Consider the following 18,655-nt stretch of genomic DNA (forward strand, 5'->3'; position numbering starts at 1 on the left):
AAGGCAAATATTGAAAAAATGATTTTCCTAAAACCTGATAATTGTCAGGTTTGTCAATTGTTAGGAGAGTTTTTTCGCCACGAATTCACGAATTTTATACAAAAGAATTCGTGAATTCGTGGCGAAAAAAAAATTAAATCAAAATTTTCTTCAAAGATTCAGCAATACTGCGCCATAAAAAGTTGTAGAATGATTTTTCTTGAATTCGTTCTATTTCGACATCAGCAGTTTTGGCTTGGTCTTTTGAGTCATTTTTGACTAATAAATTAGCAATTGCTGATTTAAGTTTGGCTTCTTTTTCGGGTTTTTTCTTTTTGTATAATTTTACTTTTAAGTCATCATAATCTAAAGAAGCATTTCCTTTTGAGATATTGTCATTTCCGTAGAAATTAAAACGGTATTTATGGAAAACTCCCGTAAAAGAAGCATTCATGTAAGGTTTGCTGAATCTTCCCATTGCTCTAACATCAAAATTGGAAATCACACCCTGAATATGGAAGCCGTCATTTTTATCCAAAACATTAAAACTCCAATCGACATTCAACGGAGAAGTTTTCATGAAAATACAATTGACTTTAATTTTTACATCATTTGTTTTTTTCAAACCAAAACCACTTCGCAGATTCGTTGCCTGCAAATTGAATTTATCAAAATTTAAAACTCCTGGACCTTTTGAGAAATCAATTTCTTCTTCGTAAACCAATTTTGATTTCAAAACTTGAAGTGTATCAATTTGCAACGGAAATTTTAGATTTCGAAGTAAATGATTGTAAAGATATTTTTTACTCAAATCGTCTTTAGGCATTTTTCCGCGGTAAATATTCGCATCAAAATGATTGATGACTAATGAGTTTGCTTTAAAATAAAAACGATCATTTTTAAAACCCCAATCCATTTTTGCAACTTGTGCCGAATCGAATTTTAAAGTGTAAATGTCTTTTTCTTTTTCCAGTCGTTTCACAAAATTCGGTCGATCAAATTGAGGAAGATTAGAAAAATTATTGATTTTTAGAAAGTTTTTTTCAGTACTTATTTTTCCAATATTGATATGATAAAAAATACTTGGTCTGTAAAATAAGCTATCAATGACTAAAGCGTAACTTTTGTATTGAAGCGGAATTTTTTCTTTTAAAGTGGCATCGGTTATTAAAATTCCTTCCAATTTTAAAAGAATTTTTTTGATGCTGAAGATTGGTTTTTTAGTATCCAGAGAAACAACATCCACAGTTCCTTCATTCAAATAAATATTCGAAACGCCTATAATTTTTTGAAAAGGCTCGACAATTTCGTTCTTAATGCTTTTGCTGTTGTTTATCAGTTTCTCGCCTTTTTTATATAAAATAACACGAGGTTTATTGATGATTATACTTTCTGCTCGAATAATATCGCGAAATGCCAAATCCCAAATATTGAAATGTTTTATGGTAATAGATTCTATTTTAGAAAACAATCCGTTTTTACTGTCCTTAGGTTCGTTTTTCGGACTTACCAATAAAGTTTGGGCGTAGATATTTCTAGAAAAAAGAGAGACTTCAATTTTTTCGTAATTAATATTATAAGCTGTTTTGTTTTTTTCGTGAATGACAATCGGAAGCTGTTTTTTAATCCAGTAATTCAGACCGATGTTGGCAAAAATTACGAGTAGAAGAAGAGAAATTATTCCAATTGCTATTTTTTTATAGATTGACATTTATAGTATTAATTTTAAATACATAAATTTAGACTTTTAAAGAGCAATTTCTTTTATAAGATTTTAGAGAAAAGTTATATCATTTTGAATTTTTTATCCTTTTTTAGAATATGAGAATAATTAAAAAAATCCTGCTGACTTTATTGGTTCTTATTGTAATTCTTGCCATTGGTTTATTTGCCTATATTTTTCATTTAAAACCAAAATATGAAGGCGCGTTGCAATTGAAAAATCTGGAAAAAGAAACGACGGTTTATTTTGATGAATTTGGAGTTCCTCATATTTATGCCGATTCTGAAAAGGATGCTATGACCGCTCTTGGTTACGTTCATGCGCAGGAACGACTATGGCAAATGGAATTACTTCGCAGAATTGCGCCAGGACGTCTGTCTGAAATTTTTGGTGGAGTTGCTCTAAAAAATGATAAATTCTTTGCCGGAATCGGTATTGAAGAAGCTTCCGCGAAAGCGATTGCCAAACTACACAAAAATAGTGAAAGTTATAAATTAACACAGGCTTATCTAGACGGAATTAATCAATATTTGGATGAAGGAGTAACGCCGATTGAATTTACTTTGGTTGGGGTGAAAAAGCAAAAATTCACCATAAAAGATGTTTATAATATTTTCGGATATATGTCTTTCAGTTTTGCAATGGCACAAAAAACCGATCCATTATTGACGGATATTAAAAATAAATATGGTGTTGAATATCTAAAAGATTTAGGAATTAATGGAGAATTTAACAACACCAAAATTAAGATCTCCAAAGAGAATTTGGGAGAATATGCCGAAATAACAAAGTCTATTACGGCGATGCTGGATCAATCTCCAATTCCACCATTTATTGGTAGTAATAGCTGGGTTGTTGGTCCTCAAAAATCAAAAAGCGGAAAAGTAATTTTTGCAAATGATCCGCATATTGGGTTTTCACAACCTGCAACTTGGTACGAAGCGCATTTGTTGACACCGCAACACGAATTGTACGGTTGTTATTTGGCGGGAACACCGTTTCCGTTATTGGCGCACAATCGCAATTATGCTTACGGATTAACGATGTTTGAAAATGATGATATCGATTTTTATCAAGAAAAAAACAAAGCGGGTGATGTAACACAATATCAAACACCAACTGGTTTTAGTAAATATGAAACTAGAAAAAAAGTCATCAAAGTAAAAGATTCTTCAGATGTAGTTTTGACGGTAAAATCGAGCCGACACGGACCAATTATGAATGATTTAATGGAACGTCTGGAAAAGAAAAATCCAATTGCGATGTTGTGGACCTATACCAATCAGCCGATTCAGATTTTAGATGCTGCCTACGGACTTTCACATGCAAAAAATAAAGAGGAATTTAAAAAAGCAGCCAGCTTAATTGCAGCGCCAGGATTGAATGTCATGTATGGAGATGCAAAAGGAAATGTGGGCTGGTGGGCGACAGGAAAATTGTACAGACATAATGAAGGCGTAAATACTCATTTAATTTTGGATGGTGCAAGTGGTAAAGATGATATTGTAAAATATTTAGATTTTGAGCAGAATCCATCATCAGAAAATCCGAAATGGGGGTATGTTTACTCTGCTAATAATCAACCGGAAGCAATTGATAATGGTTATTTGTATCCGGGTTATTATTTGCCTGAAGATCGAGCTAAAAGAATTTCGGGAATTCTAGATGCAAAATCAGATTGGGATAAAGAAGCGATTAGCAAAATGATTTACGATAATACTTCTGATGTTGCTGTTGAGGTGGTTAAAAATTTGATTTCCAACATCGATCTTAATTCTGCTTCGGCTGAGGAAAAAGAAGCGATTAATGTTTTAAAATCTTGGAAAGGCACAACTAATTTGGATGATGTTGCACCAACGATTTATAACAAATGGATTTATCTGTACTTAAAAAATACATTTGAAGATGAAATGGGTAAAGAGAACTTTAATCTGTTTCTTGGAATTTCTGTCGGAAAGCAAGTTGTCGCCAATCAAATTAAAAATGAAAATTCGGTTTGGTGGGATAATATAAAAACTAAAAATGTGAGGGAAACGAGAAAAGATATTGTTTCTAAATCCTTTCATGATGCTATTATAGCTTTGCAAAATCAATTAGGAAATACAATTTCAGATTGGAATTGGGGTAAAGTTCACACTGTAGAACACGAACATCCGTTAGGAAAAGTAAAAGCACTTCGCGGTTTATTTAATGTTGGTCCTTTTGCTTCGCCTGGCTCAAACGAAGTCATCAACAATTTATTTTTTGGATTTAATGATGAAGGAAAATATTATACAAAAGGCGGACCTTCAACGAGAAGAATTGTAGATTTTTCAGATATTGAAAACAGCTGGAGTATTTTGCCAACAGGACAATCCGGAAATCCTTTCAGCAAACATTATGATGATCAAGCCGAAATGTACAACGCAGGAAAGTTCAGAAAAATGAAATTGAATAAAGAGGAAATTGTAAAAACGTCTACAAAACTGATCTTGAAACCGAAGAAGTAGTTTTTTTGTTTCAGGTTGCAAGTTGAAGAACAAGATCTTTGTCAAAGTTTCAAACTTTGACAAAGATTTATACACAAAGAATAAAAAACTCTGTGCCTTTGTTACTTTGTCCCTCTGTACCTTTTATTTAGAAAGATATTTTCCCTTCACAATATCATCAGCAAAAATGTTCAAATTATTAATTAGAACTTTATTGTTGGTCATCACATTTTTGGTTTGATAAGCAGTGTCTTTTTCATAGGCTTTTAACAAAGTTTCCAGTTCAACTTCGTCAAAAACAACAAAACTGTTGTAAATCGCATCTCTGAAATTTTTGTAATTAATACTTTGACTAATTTCCATAGCTTTTTGCTCATTCCAACCTTCTTTTGCAGAAGCTGCGTTTATTTTGGAAAGACAAAAATCAACTACGTAATTTTTGTAATGTGTCGCTTCGACAATTCTATCAATAATAATTTTATTCTGTTGTGATGGCATGGCAGGAGACTGAGGATTATTTTGCGAAACACAAACAGCTGGAATAAACAGACATAAAGATAAAGCCAGAAAGGCTTGCTTTTTAAAGTTTTTCATAGGTTTTTAGTCGTTTTTGGGTACGGCTAAAATAGTTTTTTGTAACGATAAAACCTGAAATTTGAATGTTAGAAATTGTAACAAAAAAACTCCGATAGAAAGATTGTAAATCAATTCTATCGGAGTTAAGTTTTTAAGAATTATAAAATCTTACTTCCCAGTTTTCTTTGTAAGTTCGTCTAAGACTTTTTTCCCATTTTCATTTGTAGGATCCAATTCTACTGATCTTTTATAATTCGCAATTGCCAGTTTTTTATCGCCATCAGCCAAATAAGCTTCGCCTAAACTATCATAAGCATTTCCAGATTTTGGAAAAGCTTCTGTATTGATTTTAAAAATTTCAATAGCTTCTTTCTTTTTTCCAGTTTGTAATAACTGATAGCCAACTCTGTTCATATCGCCTTCTTTTATAGCGTATGTCGGATCGTTTTTAAACTTTTTGTAGCTTTCTGTTCCAGCGACAACACCTTTTTCTGAGTAGATATCTAATAAATCTAAAGCCAAAGATTTTTTCGGTTGCTCAAATGGTTTGTTGTATAAAATAGCATGAATAGCATCGGTCATTTCTCCTAAAACAGTTCCGCCAGTGTTATTTAGTAAAACCACTAGATTTTGATTTGTAAAAATGCGTGAAATAATTGTGTTAAAACCGTTTATTCCTCCGCCATGACCAACCATTTTTGGTTTGCCTTTATCTCCATTATCAAATTCATCTATAAACCATCCATAACCATAAGATGCGCCTCCAACTTTTATGTAAGGTTTAAATAACAATTCCATACTTTTCTCAGAAAGTAATTTATTAGTGTAAAGTGCTTGATCCCATAAATATAAATCTTCAACAGTAGAATACAAAGATCCTGCTGCATACGGAATACTCATGTCAACATAAGCTGCATTGACAATTTTTTTGCCTTGTTTTTCATAACCTGCAGCTCTGTTTTTTAAAATAACATCGCTATGATCGTATCCAGAATTGACCATTTTTAAAGGTGTAAAAACGATTTCTTGTAGATATTGCTCATATGTTTTGCCTGTAATTTTTTCGATAATATATCCCAATAAGAAATAACCCGAATTGCTGTAACTGAATTTTTCGTCTGGTGTAAATTCGAGTGGTAAACTAGAAAACGTTTTTACAAATACTTCTGGAGTATAAGGGTTTCTCGCTTTATCTTTAAAGAAATTCGGTGCACTCGTATAATTTGGAATTCCAGAAGTGTGAGTCAATAAGTGATGAATCGTGATTTTATCACCATTTTCTTTTGGGTAATCTGAAAGATAAGTGCTAATTGGAACATCCAGTTTTATTTTTCCTTCTTCAGCCAATTTTACAATCAAAAGAGCAGTGAATTGTTTACTGATAGATCCTAATCTAAATTTCGTATCAGGCTGGTTTGGAATATTCCATTCCATATTGGCAGAACCAAAACCTTTTTTGAAAATTACTTTTCCGTTTTCGGCAACCAGAGCAGAGCCGTTAAATTGTCCGTATTCGTTGTATTTGCTAAGAAGCTGTTCTATTTGTTGTGCTTTGTCCTGAGCAAAAGTGCTCAATGTCGAAAGCTGAAAAGCAACAAAAAGTGTAATAAGTTTGATTGATTTTTTCATCATGATTGATAATTGTGGATTTTGGATTAATAAAAATGATTTGTTTTTGGATTGATGATTGAAACTTTTTAACTGCAACTTATTCAGTAAGTTGATTACGAATTTACGTTTTTTACTTACAAATATATTGAGGTTCTTAAAAGTTTAGACGATCATTTTCTAAAATGGTTTCAAGAAATAAAGTGTTTTTTTGTTTTTCTTCATAAAAAAGTAAGAGCACAGACCAAATTGACTGAAAAAGTCGGTCTATGCTCATAACTAACAAATATTTTGAAGTGCTATAAAGCAGTTAAAATAGTGCACAAATAAAGTAATAGAAGAATGAATAATTTTATCATGTTTCTCAGAATTAGTGTTACTATCTGATTCAAGAAGAGCATTACTTGGTTTCGATATCGATTATTTTTCTTCCGTTTTCACCTAAATAATGAAGCACAATACTTTCATAAATTTTATAGCCATCATCAACATTGGTAAAAATGATTAAACCTTGTTTCGTTTTCGGAAGTAAAATAAAAATTGTTTGAACACCTTGATCTGCTCCGCCATGCGAAAGTGCATAGTTTTCATTTCCTAAATCATAAATTTCGAAACCTAAACCAAAGTATTTGTCTTTTTTAGTTTGAACTTGATGCGAAATCATATCATCAAAAACCTTTTTACTTAATCCTTCGCCATTCATAACATTGGATAAAAATCTACCATAATCTTCAATTGTAGTCAACAAGTCATCGGCCGCATTTACAGATTTATTTTTAGTAGGCTCGTAAGCATTTCCATCTTTGTCATAATTAATAGCATATCTCGTAAGATCTATTTTATCATTCCAAATTAATTGGGAATCGTTCATTTTAAAAGGTTCAAAAACCAATTCCGAAGCCAATTGATCTAGTGTCTTACGAAATTTTTTCTCTAATGCTCTTCGCAGATATTCAAATCCTTCTCCAGAATATTGATATTTTGTTCCGGGTTTAAACTTAAAATCCAATTTTTTAGATTCATTAAAAGATCTCCAATTAGGAAAACCCGTTTGATGACTTAAAATAATTCTGGTTGTCAGTAATTTATGATTCGGATCTTTGGCAATATCTGGATCAATCCAGTAGTGATCAAGTGGTTCGTCCAAATCCCATTTTCCTTGAGAGACCAATTTCAAAGCAACCATTGCAGTTACAGGTTTAGTCAGCGAAGCAACATTCCAAATCGTATTATAAGGTGCAGAAACATCTCGTTTTAGTTTGCCAAAAGTTTTGATCTGTTTTAGCTTTCCATCTGAAATAATGCCCAATCCTAAAGTAGGAATGTTATTTTCTTTCAGCCATTTTTCAGTTTCTTGATCATTATCAAAAAGGTTTGATATGCTTGCCGTAGAACTAGTTATTTGATGATTGTAACTTAGTGATCTTGCCAGTTTCCAATTTTTATTTTTCAAGAGCCAAAGATGTGTGAATTTGGCAAAACTTCCAGCTTGTTCAGCATTACCAGCCGAAGTTTCATAAAAACGATGCGTTCCCATTTGTATCGCGCCGTATAAAGTTCCATTTTTATATAAAGGATAAATTTGAGTGCTTCCATTAATGAGTTCTCTTCGGTAATTATATTTTCTTGTTGGAGAGCAAATACCACTTTTAAGCGTTTTTAAAAATCTTGCCTTATCCGAAATACTATCTTTATCATGATAAAACTCAAAATCTTCGGTATATAAATCTTCGAATTGTTTTATGTCGCAAGTGTTAAAACCAATAGTAAATAATAAACTGTCTTTCGACATAATGGTTTTGTATAAGGCCGAACTTTTTTCTTCCTGAGAAAAACCTAATTGAATTTGAAAAAGGAGTATTGCAACTAAAAAGATTTTTAATTGAAAAGTAGTGTCATTGATTTTCATTATTTGTGATGATTGATTGATGAATGGCAAAATTACTTCAATCTAAAATCACAAAATTGTACAAATGCGAAATGTTATCTTTTTTGAGAAAGAAAATACAAATCTGGATTGAACATTTTTGGGGTTGTTTTAGTTACGTCTTTGAATTTTTTTATAAAATGGGACTGATCAAAATATTTATTATAAAGTGCAACTTCGGTTAAACTCATTTTTTCTAAATCTGCATGTACCATTTGGTCAACCGATTTTCTGAATTTTAGGATTTGAATATATTTTTTAATGGTCAATCCAGTTGCTGCTTTAAATTTAATCTGTAGCAGACGTTGTGAAGTTTTTAGTGTTTTACTTATTTCTGATACTGAAATTTCTTCTTCATTTTTAATGATTTCACAAATTCTTTCAATCACATTTTGATTTGAATTGGCTAATGCGTCAAAATAAAAATTGATTGTGTTTAATAGTGTCTGAATATCAGATTGAATCTCAACTTTAAAAGGCAATTCATTTGAGTGAATTTTTAGAATAGAATCGGTAAAATTGCTTAAATCATATTTAGGAAACATCGAAAGCGTCCAAGCATGGAGTTGAATGATGATAACTTTGGTTTTAGGTTCAATATTAACCAAAACTTTATTTGTCATTTGCGAGCAGAAATAGATTCCTGGGTTGAGTTCATATTTCTTTTTGCTGGTATGAACCTCAATTGCATTTCCAGAAACAATAGCAAGATTAAAACAGCCATTTGGAAGTACCAGTTTATTTTCGATTTGGCTTTCGCCGAAACTGTTATCCAGACACCAAATTTTATTGACAAACCTTTCTGAGTTTTGACTTACATAGTATTCGGAATATAATTTCATTTAAGCTGAATTAAACTTTAAAAATTGGTTTAGGTCATTTTTTATTCAAATTTAATTTAAAAAGCTCAAACAAATTATTCTCGGAAGAATTAAAAAATGGTTTCATTTTATAATTTGAAACCTAATAGCAGTTTTAAAAAAGTCGAATTTTCGTACCAAAAGTTAATTTTGATTTGAATTTTATGTCCAATCAAAAAACTAAATATTATGAAAAGAATAATTCCTTTTTTGTTTTTGTTAATGCTTTTTGCAACGGGTTGTAAGAAAGAAACAGTAGTAAATAATGAAAGTAAAACTGCCGATTCTTCTAGTGTAGATGGTTATGAATTTGTAGGAGGTTATCCAACAGAAGCCACTATTCAAAAAGCGTATGATGATGCCGATCTTAATCGTGCAATCCAGACTTATAAATTTTTCTATCCAACTGTTTCTGGCGCAGCAATTGGTTTAGGAAATTTAGAAATGGGAGTTACAGCCAATAAGGCTTTTGGAACATTGGATACAAAACCTGCTCAGGTTGGTTATACATTGAATTCAGATACACCTTATGCGCCTGTTGTAATTGATTTATCAAAAGGACCAATGGTAGTCGAAGTTCCTGCCGGACCACTTATTGTTGTAGCAATGGATGTAAATCAGCGTTGGGTTGCCGATATGGGAATACCAGGTCCTGATGCAGGAAAAGGAGGAAAACATCTTATTCTACCATTTGGATATAAGGGAGCGGTGCCAAGTTCAGGTTATCATGTTTGGCATTCTTCATCCGATAATTTAACAGTCGGTGTACGTTCTCTTCCTGTTGGTGGCGATGTAAAAGCAGCTTTAGATAGGCTTACCACCGTAAAAGTTTATCCATTAAATAAAACTGCAGATTGGAAAGATCCAACTTGGATTGAACTTAGTAATAAACCGCAAAATACCACGCCATTAGAATATGAAACCAAGTTTAAATATTGGGAAGTATTGAAACAAGTTATAGATCGCGAACCTTCTTATGATGGTTATCGAGATTATTATGGAGAATTAGCTGTTTTAGGAATTGCAAAAGGAAAACCATTCAGTCCAGATGCTCGTATGAAAGGAATTCTAGAAAAAGCAGCAAAAATTGCGAATGCACAAATGCGTGTACAATCGTTTGCAGATCGCAGATCAGATCGCATCGTTTGGAAAGACCGTCAGTGGGAATGGGTCGGACTGCGTTTTGAAGATGGTGATTTTAATACCCAAAATTATGTCGATATTGATGCACGAGAAACTTGGTTTTATCAGGCAATTGGAGCTTCTCCAGCAATGTTCAGAAGAAAAGAAGGAGCTGGGTCTTTATATTGGCTCGGACTTAAAGATAATACAGGGAAATATGTAGACGGTTCAAAAACATATAAGCTAACTATTCCAACTCCTGCTCCTGCAAAACTTTTCTGGTCGGTAACAGTTTATGATGCTGAAACAAGAAGTCAGGTTGCAACAGATCAGAATAAAGCGGCGTTGCGATCTATGTTTGAACTTAAAGATAAAATAGGAGGTAAAACTGTCGACTTGTATTTTGGTCCAAAAGCACCAGAAGGAAAAGAAGGACAGTGGATAAAAACAATTCCAAACAAAGGCTGGTTTGTTTACATACGTATTTATGGTCCAGAGAAAGCAGCTTTTGATGGAAGCTGGAAACCAGGAGATTTTGAAGAAGTAAAATAAATTTATAACTTATAGAAATAAAAAGATTTCGAAAAGGTTAATTAATTCAAAAAATGCCTCAACTTAAAATTGAGGCATTTTTATTTTGACAAACTGAAATATTTACAACAAATTTAATTGTTTAATTTTCTTAAATAAATCCGATAAAATAACATTTTGTTTTATTTTTAAATAAAGAAAAAATGAAGTAAATCTGTTGGAATCACTATTAACAAACAATTTGTTATTTATTTTAAGGCTTATGTTTAATTATTAGTTATTTTTACGACCCAATATTAGATTTTCCTTGATGCAAACTTCATTAAAAATTGCTGTGGTTGGTTCTGGACTTGTAGGATCGTTGCTGGCAATTTATCTTAAAAAAGCTGGTCACACTGTTCATGTTTATGATCGTAGTCCGGATATTCGAAAAATAAATTTCTCTGGACGTTCCATTAATTTGGCAATGTCTAATCGCGGCTGGAAAGCTTTGGATGCCGTTGGAGTGGGAGATGCGGTTCGGGAAATTGCAATTCCGATGGACAAACGCGCCATTCATTTGGTGGATAAACTAAACTTTCAGAATTACGGTCAGGAAGGAGAATCTATTTATTCGATTTCCAGAGGAAAACTAAATCGTAAAATGATCGATTTGGCTGAACAAGCTGGAGCAGAATTTCATTTTGAACAAAAAGTTTGGGATGTTACCTTAAGCGATGCAACTTTACATATTGGTGAAAGCGAAAGAGGAGAGTGGGAAGAACGAAAATTCGATATGGTTTTTGGTGCCGATGGTGCTTTCTCTAGAATTCGTCATAGAATGCAGCGTCAGAGCATGTTTAATTATTCTCAGGAATTTCTAAACATGGGATATAAAGAACTTAATATTCCTGCAAATCCAGACGGAACTCATAAATTAGATAAAAACTCTTTTCATATTTGGCCAAGAGGCGAATATATGTTAATTGCGCTTCCTAATCTTGATGGAAGTTTTACTTGTACCTTATTTATGCCTTTTGAAGGAGAAAATTCTTTTGAGTCATTAACAGACCGAAAAATGGTGGAAGATTTCTTCGAGAAAAACTTCCCAGATTCAATTGAGGTAATTCCGGAATTAGCTAACGATTTCTTTAAAAATCCGACAAGTACTTTGGTGACAATGAAATGTTTTCCATGGACTTTTGAAAATAAAATTGCTTTAATTGGAGATGCCTGTCATGCCATTGTTCCGTTTTACGGACAAGGAATGAATGCTGGTTTTGAAGATATTACGGTTTTGAGTGAAATGATTGAAAAGTACCAAGACGATTGGAAAAAGATTTTTGCAGAATATCAGATTTCACGAAAACCAAATGCAGATGCCATTGCAGAGCTTTCATATCGAAATTTTCTAGAAATGAGCACCAAAACAGCAGATGAAAAATTCTTGCTACAAAAGAAAATAGAAAAAGTATTTTCAGATAAACATCCAGACAAATGGATTCCGCTTTACAGTCGAGTTACTTTTAGTGATCGTCCTTATGCTGAAGCTTTAGCAATCGGAGATTATCAAAACGGAATTATGGAAGAAGTTCTTCGAATGGAAAATATCGAAAACATTTGGGATGGTCCAGAAGTTGAAAACAAAATTCTTGGATTGTTGCAACAAGCCTAAATTTTTTTTGAACCATATAAGTGATATAAGTAAATATAAAACTTTGTATAAAATAACAAACCCGACAGTTTTGAAATCTGTCGGGTTTGTTTATTAATATATAGTATAATTTTAAATGAACTTATATCACTTATATGGTTTATTTTTATTTGCTTTTCATGAATTTTGACAAAACCCCAAAAACACCTCTGATAAAGGTAGCACTTGTTACGACTTTAAGAACCGATTTCGTAACTACTTCTGTGGTACTTGGTTCCGATTTTGAAGATTTTTTAGGAGCTTCTTCTTCCTGTTGAGCAGCAGCTTCAGAAGCCTGGGTTAGCTTTTTGGTTAAAATTTCGAAAGCACTTTCGCGGTCAATTTCTTCGGCATATTTTTTTACCAGTTTCGATTTTCCGTTTATTTCGTCAATTTCAGAATCAGATAAAATATCCATTCGGCTTTGTGGGGCACGCATCATTGTTGCCACGAGAGGAGTTGGGATACCTTTTTCGTTAAGTGCTGTAACCAATGCCTCTCCAATTCCCAAACTGGTTAGTAATTCATCTGTTTTATAATATTGAGAAGTAGGATAATTATCAGCCGTTTTCTTAATTGCTTGACGATCATTTGCAGTAAAAGCTCTAAGTGCATGCTGGATCTTTAACCCTAATTGAGCCAAAACACCAGTGGGAACATCCATAGGGTTTTGAGTAACAAAATAAATTCCGACACCTTTAGAACGAATCAGTTTTACAATTGTCTCTATTTGCTCTAACAAAGCTTTACTCGCCTCATTGAAGATTAAATGCGCTTCATCAATAAAAATAACTAATTCAGGTTGTTCAGCATCCCCTTTTTCGGGCATTTTTTGATAAATTTCAGCCAAAAGACTTAACATAAAAGTTGAGAACAATTTAGGTTTATCCTGGATATCTGTCAGGCGGATGATGTTTACGTAACCTTTTCCATTTTCGTCAATTCGCATTAAATCATCCGTTTCAAAAGATAATTCCCCAAAAAACAAATCACCTCCCTGTTGCTCCAATTCAATAATTTTTCTAAGAATAGTTCCCGTTGTGGCCGTAGATATTTTTCCATAACTGGCAGCGATTTCGTCTTTACCTTCTTCTGTAATATAATTGATTACTTTTTTGATGTCTTTTAAATCCAATAAAGGCATTTGATTATCGTCACAGTATTTAAAGATAACCGCGACAACTCCAGCCTGAGTATCATTAAGGTCTAGAATTCTGGAAAATAAAACCGGTCCAAATTCAGAAACAGTAGCGCGTAAACGTACTCCATTTTGTTTGGACAAAGACATGAGTTCTACAGGAAACGCAGACACATTATAAGGTATATTTATTTTAGCATGTCTTTCGGTAATAAAACCTTCCTCTTTTCCTTCTTTTGCAATACCACTAAAATCACCTTTTATATCCATCATCAAAACTGGAATTCCAGCATTTGAAAGTTGCTCCGAAAATACCTGAATTGTTTTGGTTTTACCTGTTCCGGTTGCACCCGCAATTAATCCGTGACGATTTAAAGTTTTTAGCGGAATCTTTACATGCGCTTCTGCAAGTGGTTCTCCGTCAAGCATTGCGCCTCCTAAGATGATGCTGTCTCCTTTTGAAGAATAACCAGTATTTATATCTGTAATAAAATTGTCTTTTTTATTCATTTTTTTATTCGTAATTTAGTTGGTTATATGAGTATTGCTATGTTTTCGAGCACATTTTATGTGGTTTTTTTTAGTAAGAAAAAGCTTTTTTTGATTGAAAAATTAATAAAAAAAAAATTCTCAGCTTTTTAAGAAGATATCAAAGGAATCTTTGAATATTTACTAAAACGTTGTAATTTTTCCAATTATCGTCGTATTTTTTGTTTTATCTAAAAAATGACGCGACCAATTTAATGAGATATTTTTTAAATTGAAGTTAAATTTCGGTCAATTAAATTAAAAAAAGTTTTTTTATTTAAACTAAACGTATAAATTTGCTCCTCTACAAGTTAAATATAACTAAAAAATAAAAATTATTTAAAACTATTAAAATTAAAAAAAATGGCAAACGTTAAAGTTAAAAAAGAAAGCACTTCAAATGGCGGAGGAATGATTACAGGAATCATTATTGTAGCGTGTATCTTAGTAGGGGTGTTTATTTGGAAAGTAATCATGGGGGATTCTGCTAACTTCGAAGGAGGTAATCCAGAAACAGGACATCCAATCAATACATTAGGACAAGTATATAAAGGAGGTTTCATCGTACCAGTATTATTAGGTATGTTTTTAATGGTTGTTGTTTTTTCTATTGAAAGATTTATCGTTATCGGTAAAGCTGCAGGAAAAACTAACCTTGACAAATTCATGAAAAGTGTTCAAGGTAGTATTAAAGAAGGAAACATCGAGGCTGCTATCGCTTCATGTGACAAACAACAAGGTTCAGTTGCAAACGCAATTAAATCTGCTTTGGTAAAATACCAAGATGTTAAAAAAGAAGGATTCAACAGCGAAGAAGCTTCAGAAGTAATCCACAAAGAAATTGAAGAGGCAACTTCATTAGAAATGCCAATGTTAGAGAAAAACATGACTATTATCTCTACTTTAGTATCTTTAGGTACATTAGGAGGATTATTAGGAACTGTATCTGGTATGATTAAAGCGTTTGGTGCGTTAGCTTCTGCTGGTACTCCTGACCAAGCTGCTCTTGCAACAGGTATCTCTGAGGCACTTATCAACACTGCTACAGGTATCTCTACTTCTATCTTAGCAATTGTTTCTTACAACTTCTTTACTGCTAAAATTGACGATTTAACTTACTCTATCGATGAGGCTGGTACTACTATCGTTAATACTTACAGAAAATTCAGAGGAAGTTTAAGACAATAATTAATTTTTGATATTTATTATCAAAAAAATAAAATAAAAGATAATGGCTAAAATAAAAATGAAAAAAAAGTCGACATCGACAGATATGACTGCGATGTGTGATGTTGCATTCCTTTTGCTAACGTTCTTTATTTTGACCGCTACTGCTAAAGTGCCAGAAGCACTTCCTGTAGATACGCCTGCATCTACTGTACAAACTAAATTACCAGATACTGATTTGGCAATTATTACAGTAGGAAAAGGAAAAGTATTTTTTGACATCAAAGGAAGAGAGATTCGTAAAAGAACTCTTGAGGGAATTGGTGCAAAATATGGTATCGAATTCTCTGAAGACGATAAAACCAAATTTGCATTGATGGACGATTTTGGTGTGCCAGTTACAGGTTTAAAGCAGATCATTGATATGAAAGCGGCGGACAGAACCAAAGCAAATCAACCTGGAATTCCTTTGGATTCATTGGATAATCAATTAAAAGAGTGGCTTCTTATTTCTAGAAGAGCTACAATTGATTTAGATGACAAAGAATTGCAGATTGCTATAAAAGGAGATGCGAAGGAAGAATATCCACAAATCAAAAAAATTATGGATATTTTACAAGATCAGAAAATCAATTCCTTTAACTTAGTTACAGGAACTAGAGGGAAAGACTTTTAATTAAAAAAATACACTAAATGGCTGAATTAAATACCGGCGACGGCGGTGGTGGTAAAGGCGGTAAAGTAAGAAGTAAAAAGCAGAATTCGAAAGTCGATTTAACGGCAATGGTGGATTTGGCATTCTTATTGATCACATTCTTTATGTTGACTACTTCGTTGTCAAAACCTCAATCGATGGATTTGTCATTGCCAGATAAAGATGATAAAAATCCGGAACAGAAGGATACCAAGGTAGACGAGAATCGTACTATGACAGTAATGTTAGGGGATGATAATAAAATTGTTTACTACATGGGATTGTTAGCGACTCCTAAAGTAGGGCCTAAAGACATTACATATGGTAAAGATGGGATTCGTAGAGAATTGTTAAAACAGAAAAAAAATGTTTTAGCGTATTCTGCGGCTAAAGGAAAACCAGACCAAGGGATAATTGTAATCATTAAGCCAACTAAAAAATCAAATTACCGTAATTTGGTTGATATGTTGGATGAGATGGCAATTTCAGGAGTAGATACTTATGCAATCGTTCCTGAGTTTTCACCAGAGGAAACGAAATTAATAGATAAGAAAGCTGAATAATCTTTTTTGTCAAATTAAAAATCAAGAGATATGAAATTAGATATTATAAAAAATCAGTGGCTTGATATCGTATTCGAAGGACGTAATAAGATATATGGAGCATACGAGCTGAGAAAATCGAACGGTAAAACAACTGTGAAAGCACTTGTGATCGGTTCACTTATTTTTAGCTTTGCTGTTGCTGCACCTCTTATTGCTAGTTTCTTACCAGATTCTCAAGAAGAAGAGGTAAATAACGATATTAAGATTGCAACGGTAAAATTACCTCCAAAGAAAAAAGAGGAAATTAAACCAAATCAACCGCCACCACCACCACCACCACCAAAAGTGGATCAGGTAAAATTCGTAAAACCTGTGGTTGCAAAGGCTGAAGAAGTTACCGAAGATCCACCAAAAATTGTGGATTTGAAGGACAAAAAAGTTGGTGCTGAAACTATCAAAGGAGATCCAGATGCAGTTTTAACTGTTGATGAGCCAGTTGGTAAAGGACCAGTTCAGGAGGTAATCCAAGAAGATAACACTGTATATAATACAGCTGGTATCGAAGTAAAACCAGATTTCCCAGGAGGAATTGAGAAATTCTACAAATTCGTAGGAAACAATTACAAAACTCCAGAAGAAGAAGGTTTAAAAGGTAAAGTTTACGTTACGTTTGTAGTTGAAAAAGACGGTTCATTAACCGACATTAAAGTTTTAAGGGATATCGGTTACGGTACAGGAGCAGAAGCAATTCGTGTTCTTAAAAAATGTCCAAAATGGACTCCTGGCGAGCAAAATGGTAAAAAAGTAAGGGTATTATACTCTTTACCTATTACTATTCAATCTGCAGAATAATGTTAAAAGATATACTTAATAATATTCAGAAGAAATCGCTCAAAGAGCGATTTCTTCTTGTTTTAGGAATACTGTTTTTTTTAATTTATCTTGTACTCGGTTTAATGATCATGTTTTGGGAAAAGCTTCCGCTTAATATGGAATGGAAGTATAGATATATGTTTGGAGTTTTGCTGATCGTATATTCGGGAATAAGATTTTTAAGGTTAATTAATTCAAAAGAACAATAAAATTATGTTGAAATATAGTAAGGCTTTAGGATTGATTGTTTTTGTCTTTTTGTTTGCCATGTGTAACCAAAAAAACAAGAATGAAGCTCAGAAAGAAACCATTTTGAAAGGATCGCTTGATATTGTTGTTGATGAAACAGTAAAGCAAATTGTAGACGATCAGGTTGCGGTATTTGAAGGGACTTACTATGATGCAAAAATTAATGTTAAATCTAAGTCAGAAGCTGAAGTTATTAATGATTTACTAAATCAGAAAGCTAAAGTGGCAATAACAACAAGAGATTTGACAGCAGAGGAAAGAACTCGTTTTGAAAAAAATAAGATTAATCCTCGTTTAACGCCTTTTGCGCATGATGCCATTGCATTTATTTCAAATAAGAGCAATAATGATACACTAATTGCGTTGAAAAGTGTAATTGATTTTCTTCAAGGAAAAACAGATACTAAAATTAAAGGCCTGGTTTTCGATAATCCTAATTCAAGTACTGTTCGTTACATAAAAGAATTAGCTAAGATTAATGAAATTCCAAAGTCTGGTGTCTTTTCTTTTAAAACAAATAATGAGGTAATCAAATTTGTTTCTGAGAATGATGGAATGATTGGTGTGATTGGTGTAAACTGGTTGTATCAGCCAACTCCTGATATGATAGAGACTATTAAGAAGATTAATGTTTTAAGCGTAAAAGGCTTAAATGATCCTAACTATTACAGTCCAACGCAAGATGACTTGGCATTAGGAAAATATCCTTTGGCACGTGATTTGTTTATTATTAACTGTCAGGGTTATACAGGATTAGGAATGGGATTCGCTTCTTTCATAGCTGGAGATATAGGTCAGCGTATTGTTTTGAAATCAGGACTTTTACCGTATAAAACTCCTGGGCGTAAGCTTAAAATTAGAAATGAAATTATAAAAGATAAAGAATAAATTAATTACGATAAAGATGAATAAATTTAAAATTTTTAGTCTTGCTTTAATTGCGTCGGCTGCCGGTGCAAATGCGCAAGACATAAACGAAGCAAAAAAAGCAATTG

The 18,655-nt window shown here is 32.8% G+C and carries 15 protein-coding genes; 9 read left to right on the forward strand and 6 right to left on the reverse strand.

Translation table 11 applies throughout. From position 1 onward, the window contains the following. Nucleotides 1-133 precede the first annotated feature (133 nt). Nucleotides 134-1,690, reverse strand: a complete 1,557-nt coding sequence (locus VGE71_RS03840; protein ID WP_331137113.1) for a hypothetical protein — start codon at nt 1,688-1,690, stop codon at nt 134-136. A gap of 110 nt (nt 1,691-1,800) precedes the next feature. On the opposite strand from VGE71_RS03840, the gene VGE71_RS03845 reads away from it, so the two are divergent. After that, entirely contained in the window at nt 1,801-4,191 is a 2,391-nt protein-coding gene (locus tag VGE71_RS03845; RefSeq protein WP_331137114.1) for a penicillin acylase family protein, read from the forward strand. A gap of 123 nt (nt 4,192-4,314) precedes the next feature. Here the strand turns inward: VGE71_RS03845 and VGE71_RS03850 are convergent, their stop codons facing one another. The 4 genes from VGE71_RS03850 to VGE71_RS03865 form a co-directional block, all read right to left on the reverse strand. After that, nucleotides 4,315-4,764, reverse strand: a complete 450-nt coding sequence (locus VGE71_RS03850) for a hypothetical protein (RefSeq protein WP_331137115.1) — start codon at nt 4,762-4,764, stop codon at nt 4,315-4,317. A gap of 150 nt (nt 4,765-4,914) precedes the next feature. Beyond that, nucleotides 4,915-6,378: a serine hydrolase gene (locus VGE71_RS03855; RefSeq protein ID WP_331137116.1), complete on the reverse strand. Its 1,464-nt coding sequence runs from the start codon at nt 6,376-6,378 to the stop codon at nt 4,915-4,917. Nucleotides 6,379-6,754: 376 nt separating this feature from the next. Further along, entirely contained in the window at nt 6,755-8,263 is a 1,509-nt protein-coding gene (locus VGE71_RS03860; protein WP_331137117.1) for a serine hydrolase, read from the reverse strand. Nucleotides 8,264-8,337: 74 nt separating this feature from the next. Beyond that, the gene (locus VGE71_RS03865) at nt 8,338-9,123 is read right to left on the reverse strand and encodes an AraC family transcriptional regulator (protein ID WP_331137118.1); all 786 of its coding nucleotides are present in this window, start codon (nt 9,121-9,123) and stop codon (nt 8,338-8,340) included. Between the two features lie 207 nt (nt 9,124-9,330). Between VGE71_RS03865 and VGE71_RS03870 the strand changes: the two genes are divergently transcribed. Both VGE71_RS03870 and VGE71_RS03875 read left to right on the forward strand, forming a co-directional pair. Beyond that, nucleotides 9,331-10,815, forward strand: a complete 1,485-nt coding sequence (locus VGE71_RS03870; protein ID WP_331137119.1) for a DUF1254 domain-containing protein — start codon at nt 9,331-9,333, stop codon at nt 10,813-10,815. A gap of 289 nt (nt 10,816-11,104) precedes the next feature. Beyond that, a complete protein-coding gene (locus tag VGE71_RS03875) occupies nt 11,105-12,448 on the forward strand; it encodes an NAD(P)/FAD-dependent oxidoreductase (protein WP_331137120.1) in 1,344 nt (447 codons plus the stop codon). Between the two features lie 145 nt (nt 12,449-12,593). Here the strand turns inward: VGE71_RS03875 and VGE71_RS03880 are convergent, their stop codons facing one another. Beyond that, nucleotides 12,594-14,114, reverse strand: a complete 1,521-nt coding sequence (locus tag VGE71_RS03880) for a helicase HerA-like domain-containing protein (protein WP_331137121.1) — start codon at nt 14,112-14,114, stop codon at nt 12,594-12,596. Nucleotides 14,115-14,495: 381 nt separating this feature from the next. On the opposite strand from VGE71_RS03880, the gene VGE71_RS03885 reads away from it, so the two are divergent. From VGE71_RS03885 to VGE71_RS03910, 6 genes are read left to right on the forward strand one after another with little or no spacing between them, the layout of a single operon-like run. Next, the gene (locus VGE71_RS03885) at nt 14,496-15,320 is read left to right on the forward strand and encodes a MotA/TolQ/ExbB proton channel family protein (RefSeq protein ID WP_008464979.1); all 825 of its coding nucleotides are present in this window, start codon (nt 14,496-14,498) and stop codon (nt 15,318-15,320) included. A gap of 43 nt (nt 15,321-15,363) precedes the next feature. Beyond that, nucleotides 15,364-15,975 carry an ExbD/TolR family protein gene (locus VGE71_RS03890; protein WP_109190732.1) on the forward strand — a complete coding sequence of 204 codons (612 nt, stop codon included), beginning with the start codon at nt 15,364-15,366 and terminating at the stop codon, nt 15,973-15,975. A gap of 17 nt (nt 15,976-15,992) precedes the next feature. After that, nucleotides 15,993-16,556 carry a biopolymer transporter ExbD gene (locus VGE71_RS03895; protein ID WP_331137122.1) on the forward strand — a complete coding sequence of 188 codons (564 nt, stop codon included), beginning with the start codon at nt 15,993-15,995 and terminating at the stop codon, nt 16,554-16,556. 30 nt (nt 16,557-16,586) lie between these two features. Next, nucleotides 16,587-17,390 (forward strand): energy transducer TonB, encoded by an 804-nt coding sequence (locus VGE71_RS03900; RefSeq protein WP_091494873.1) that lies wholly within the window; start codon nt 16,587-16,589, stop codon nt 17,388-17,390. Further along, nucleotides 17,390-17,620: a hypothetical protein gene (locus VGE71_RS03905; protein WP_331137123.1), complete on the forward strand. Its 231-nt coding sequence runs from the start codon at nt 17,390-17,392 to the stop codon at nt 17,618-17,620. Before VGE71_RS03900 ends, VGE71_RS03905 begins: the two co-directional genes overlap by 1 nt. A 4-nt stretch (nt 17,621-17,624) precedes the next feature. Further along, nucleotides 17,625-18,548 carry a substrate-binding domain-containing protein gene (locus VGE71_RS03910; protein WP_331137124.1) on the forward strand — a complete coding sequence of 308 codons (924 nt, stop codon included), beginning with the start codon at nt 17,625-17,627 and terminating at the stop codon, nt 18,546-18,548. The last annotated feature ends 107 nt before the right edge of the window (nt 18,549-18,655 follow it).

This window comes from Flavobacterium sp. (assembly GCF_036405015.1).
Taxonomy (GTDB): Bacteria; Bacteroidota; Bacteroidia; order Flavobacteriales; family Flavobacteriaceae; genus Flavobacterium.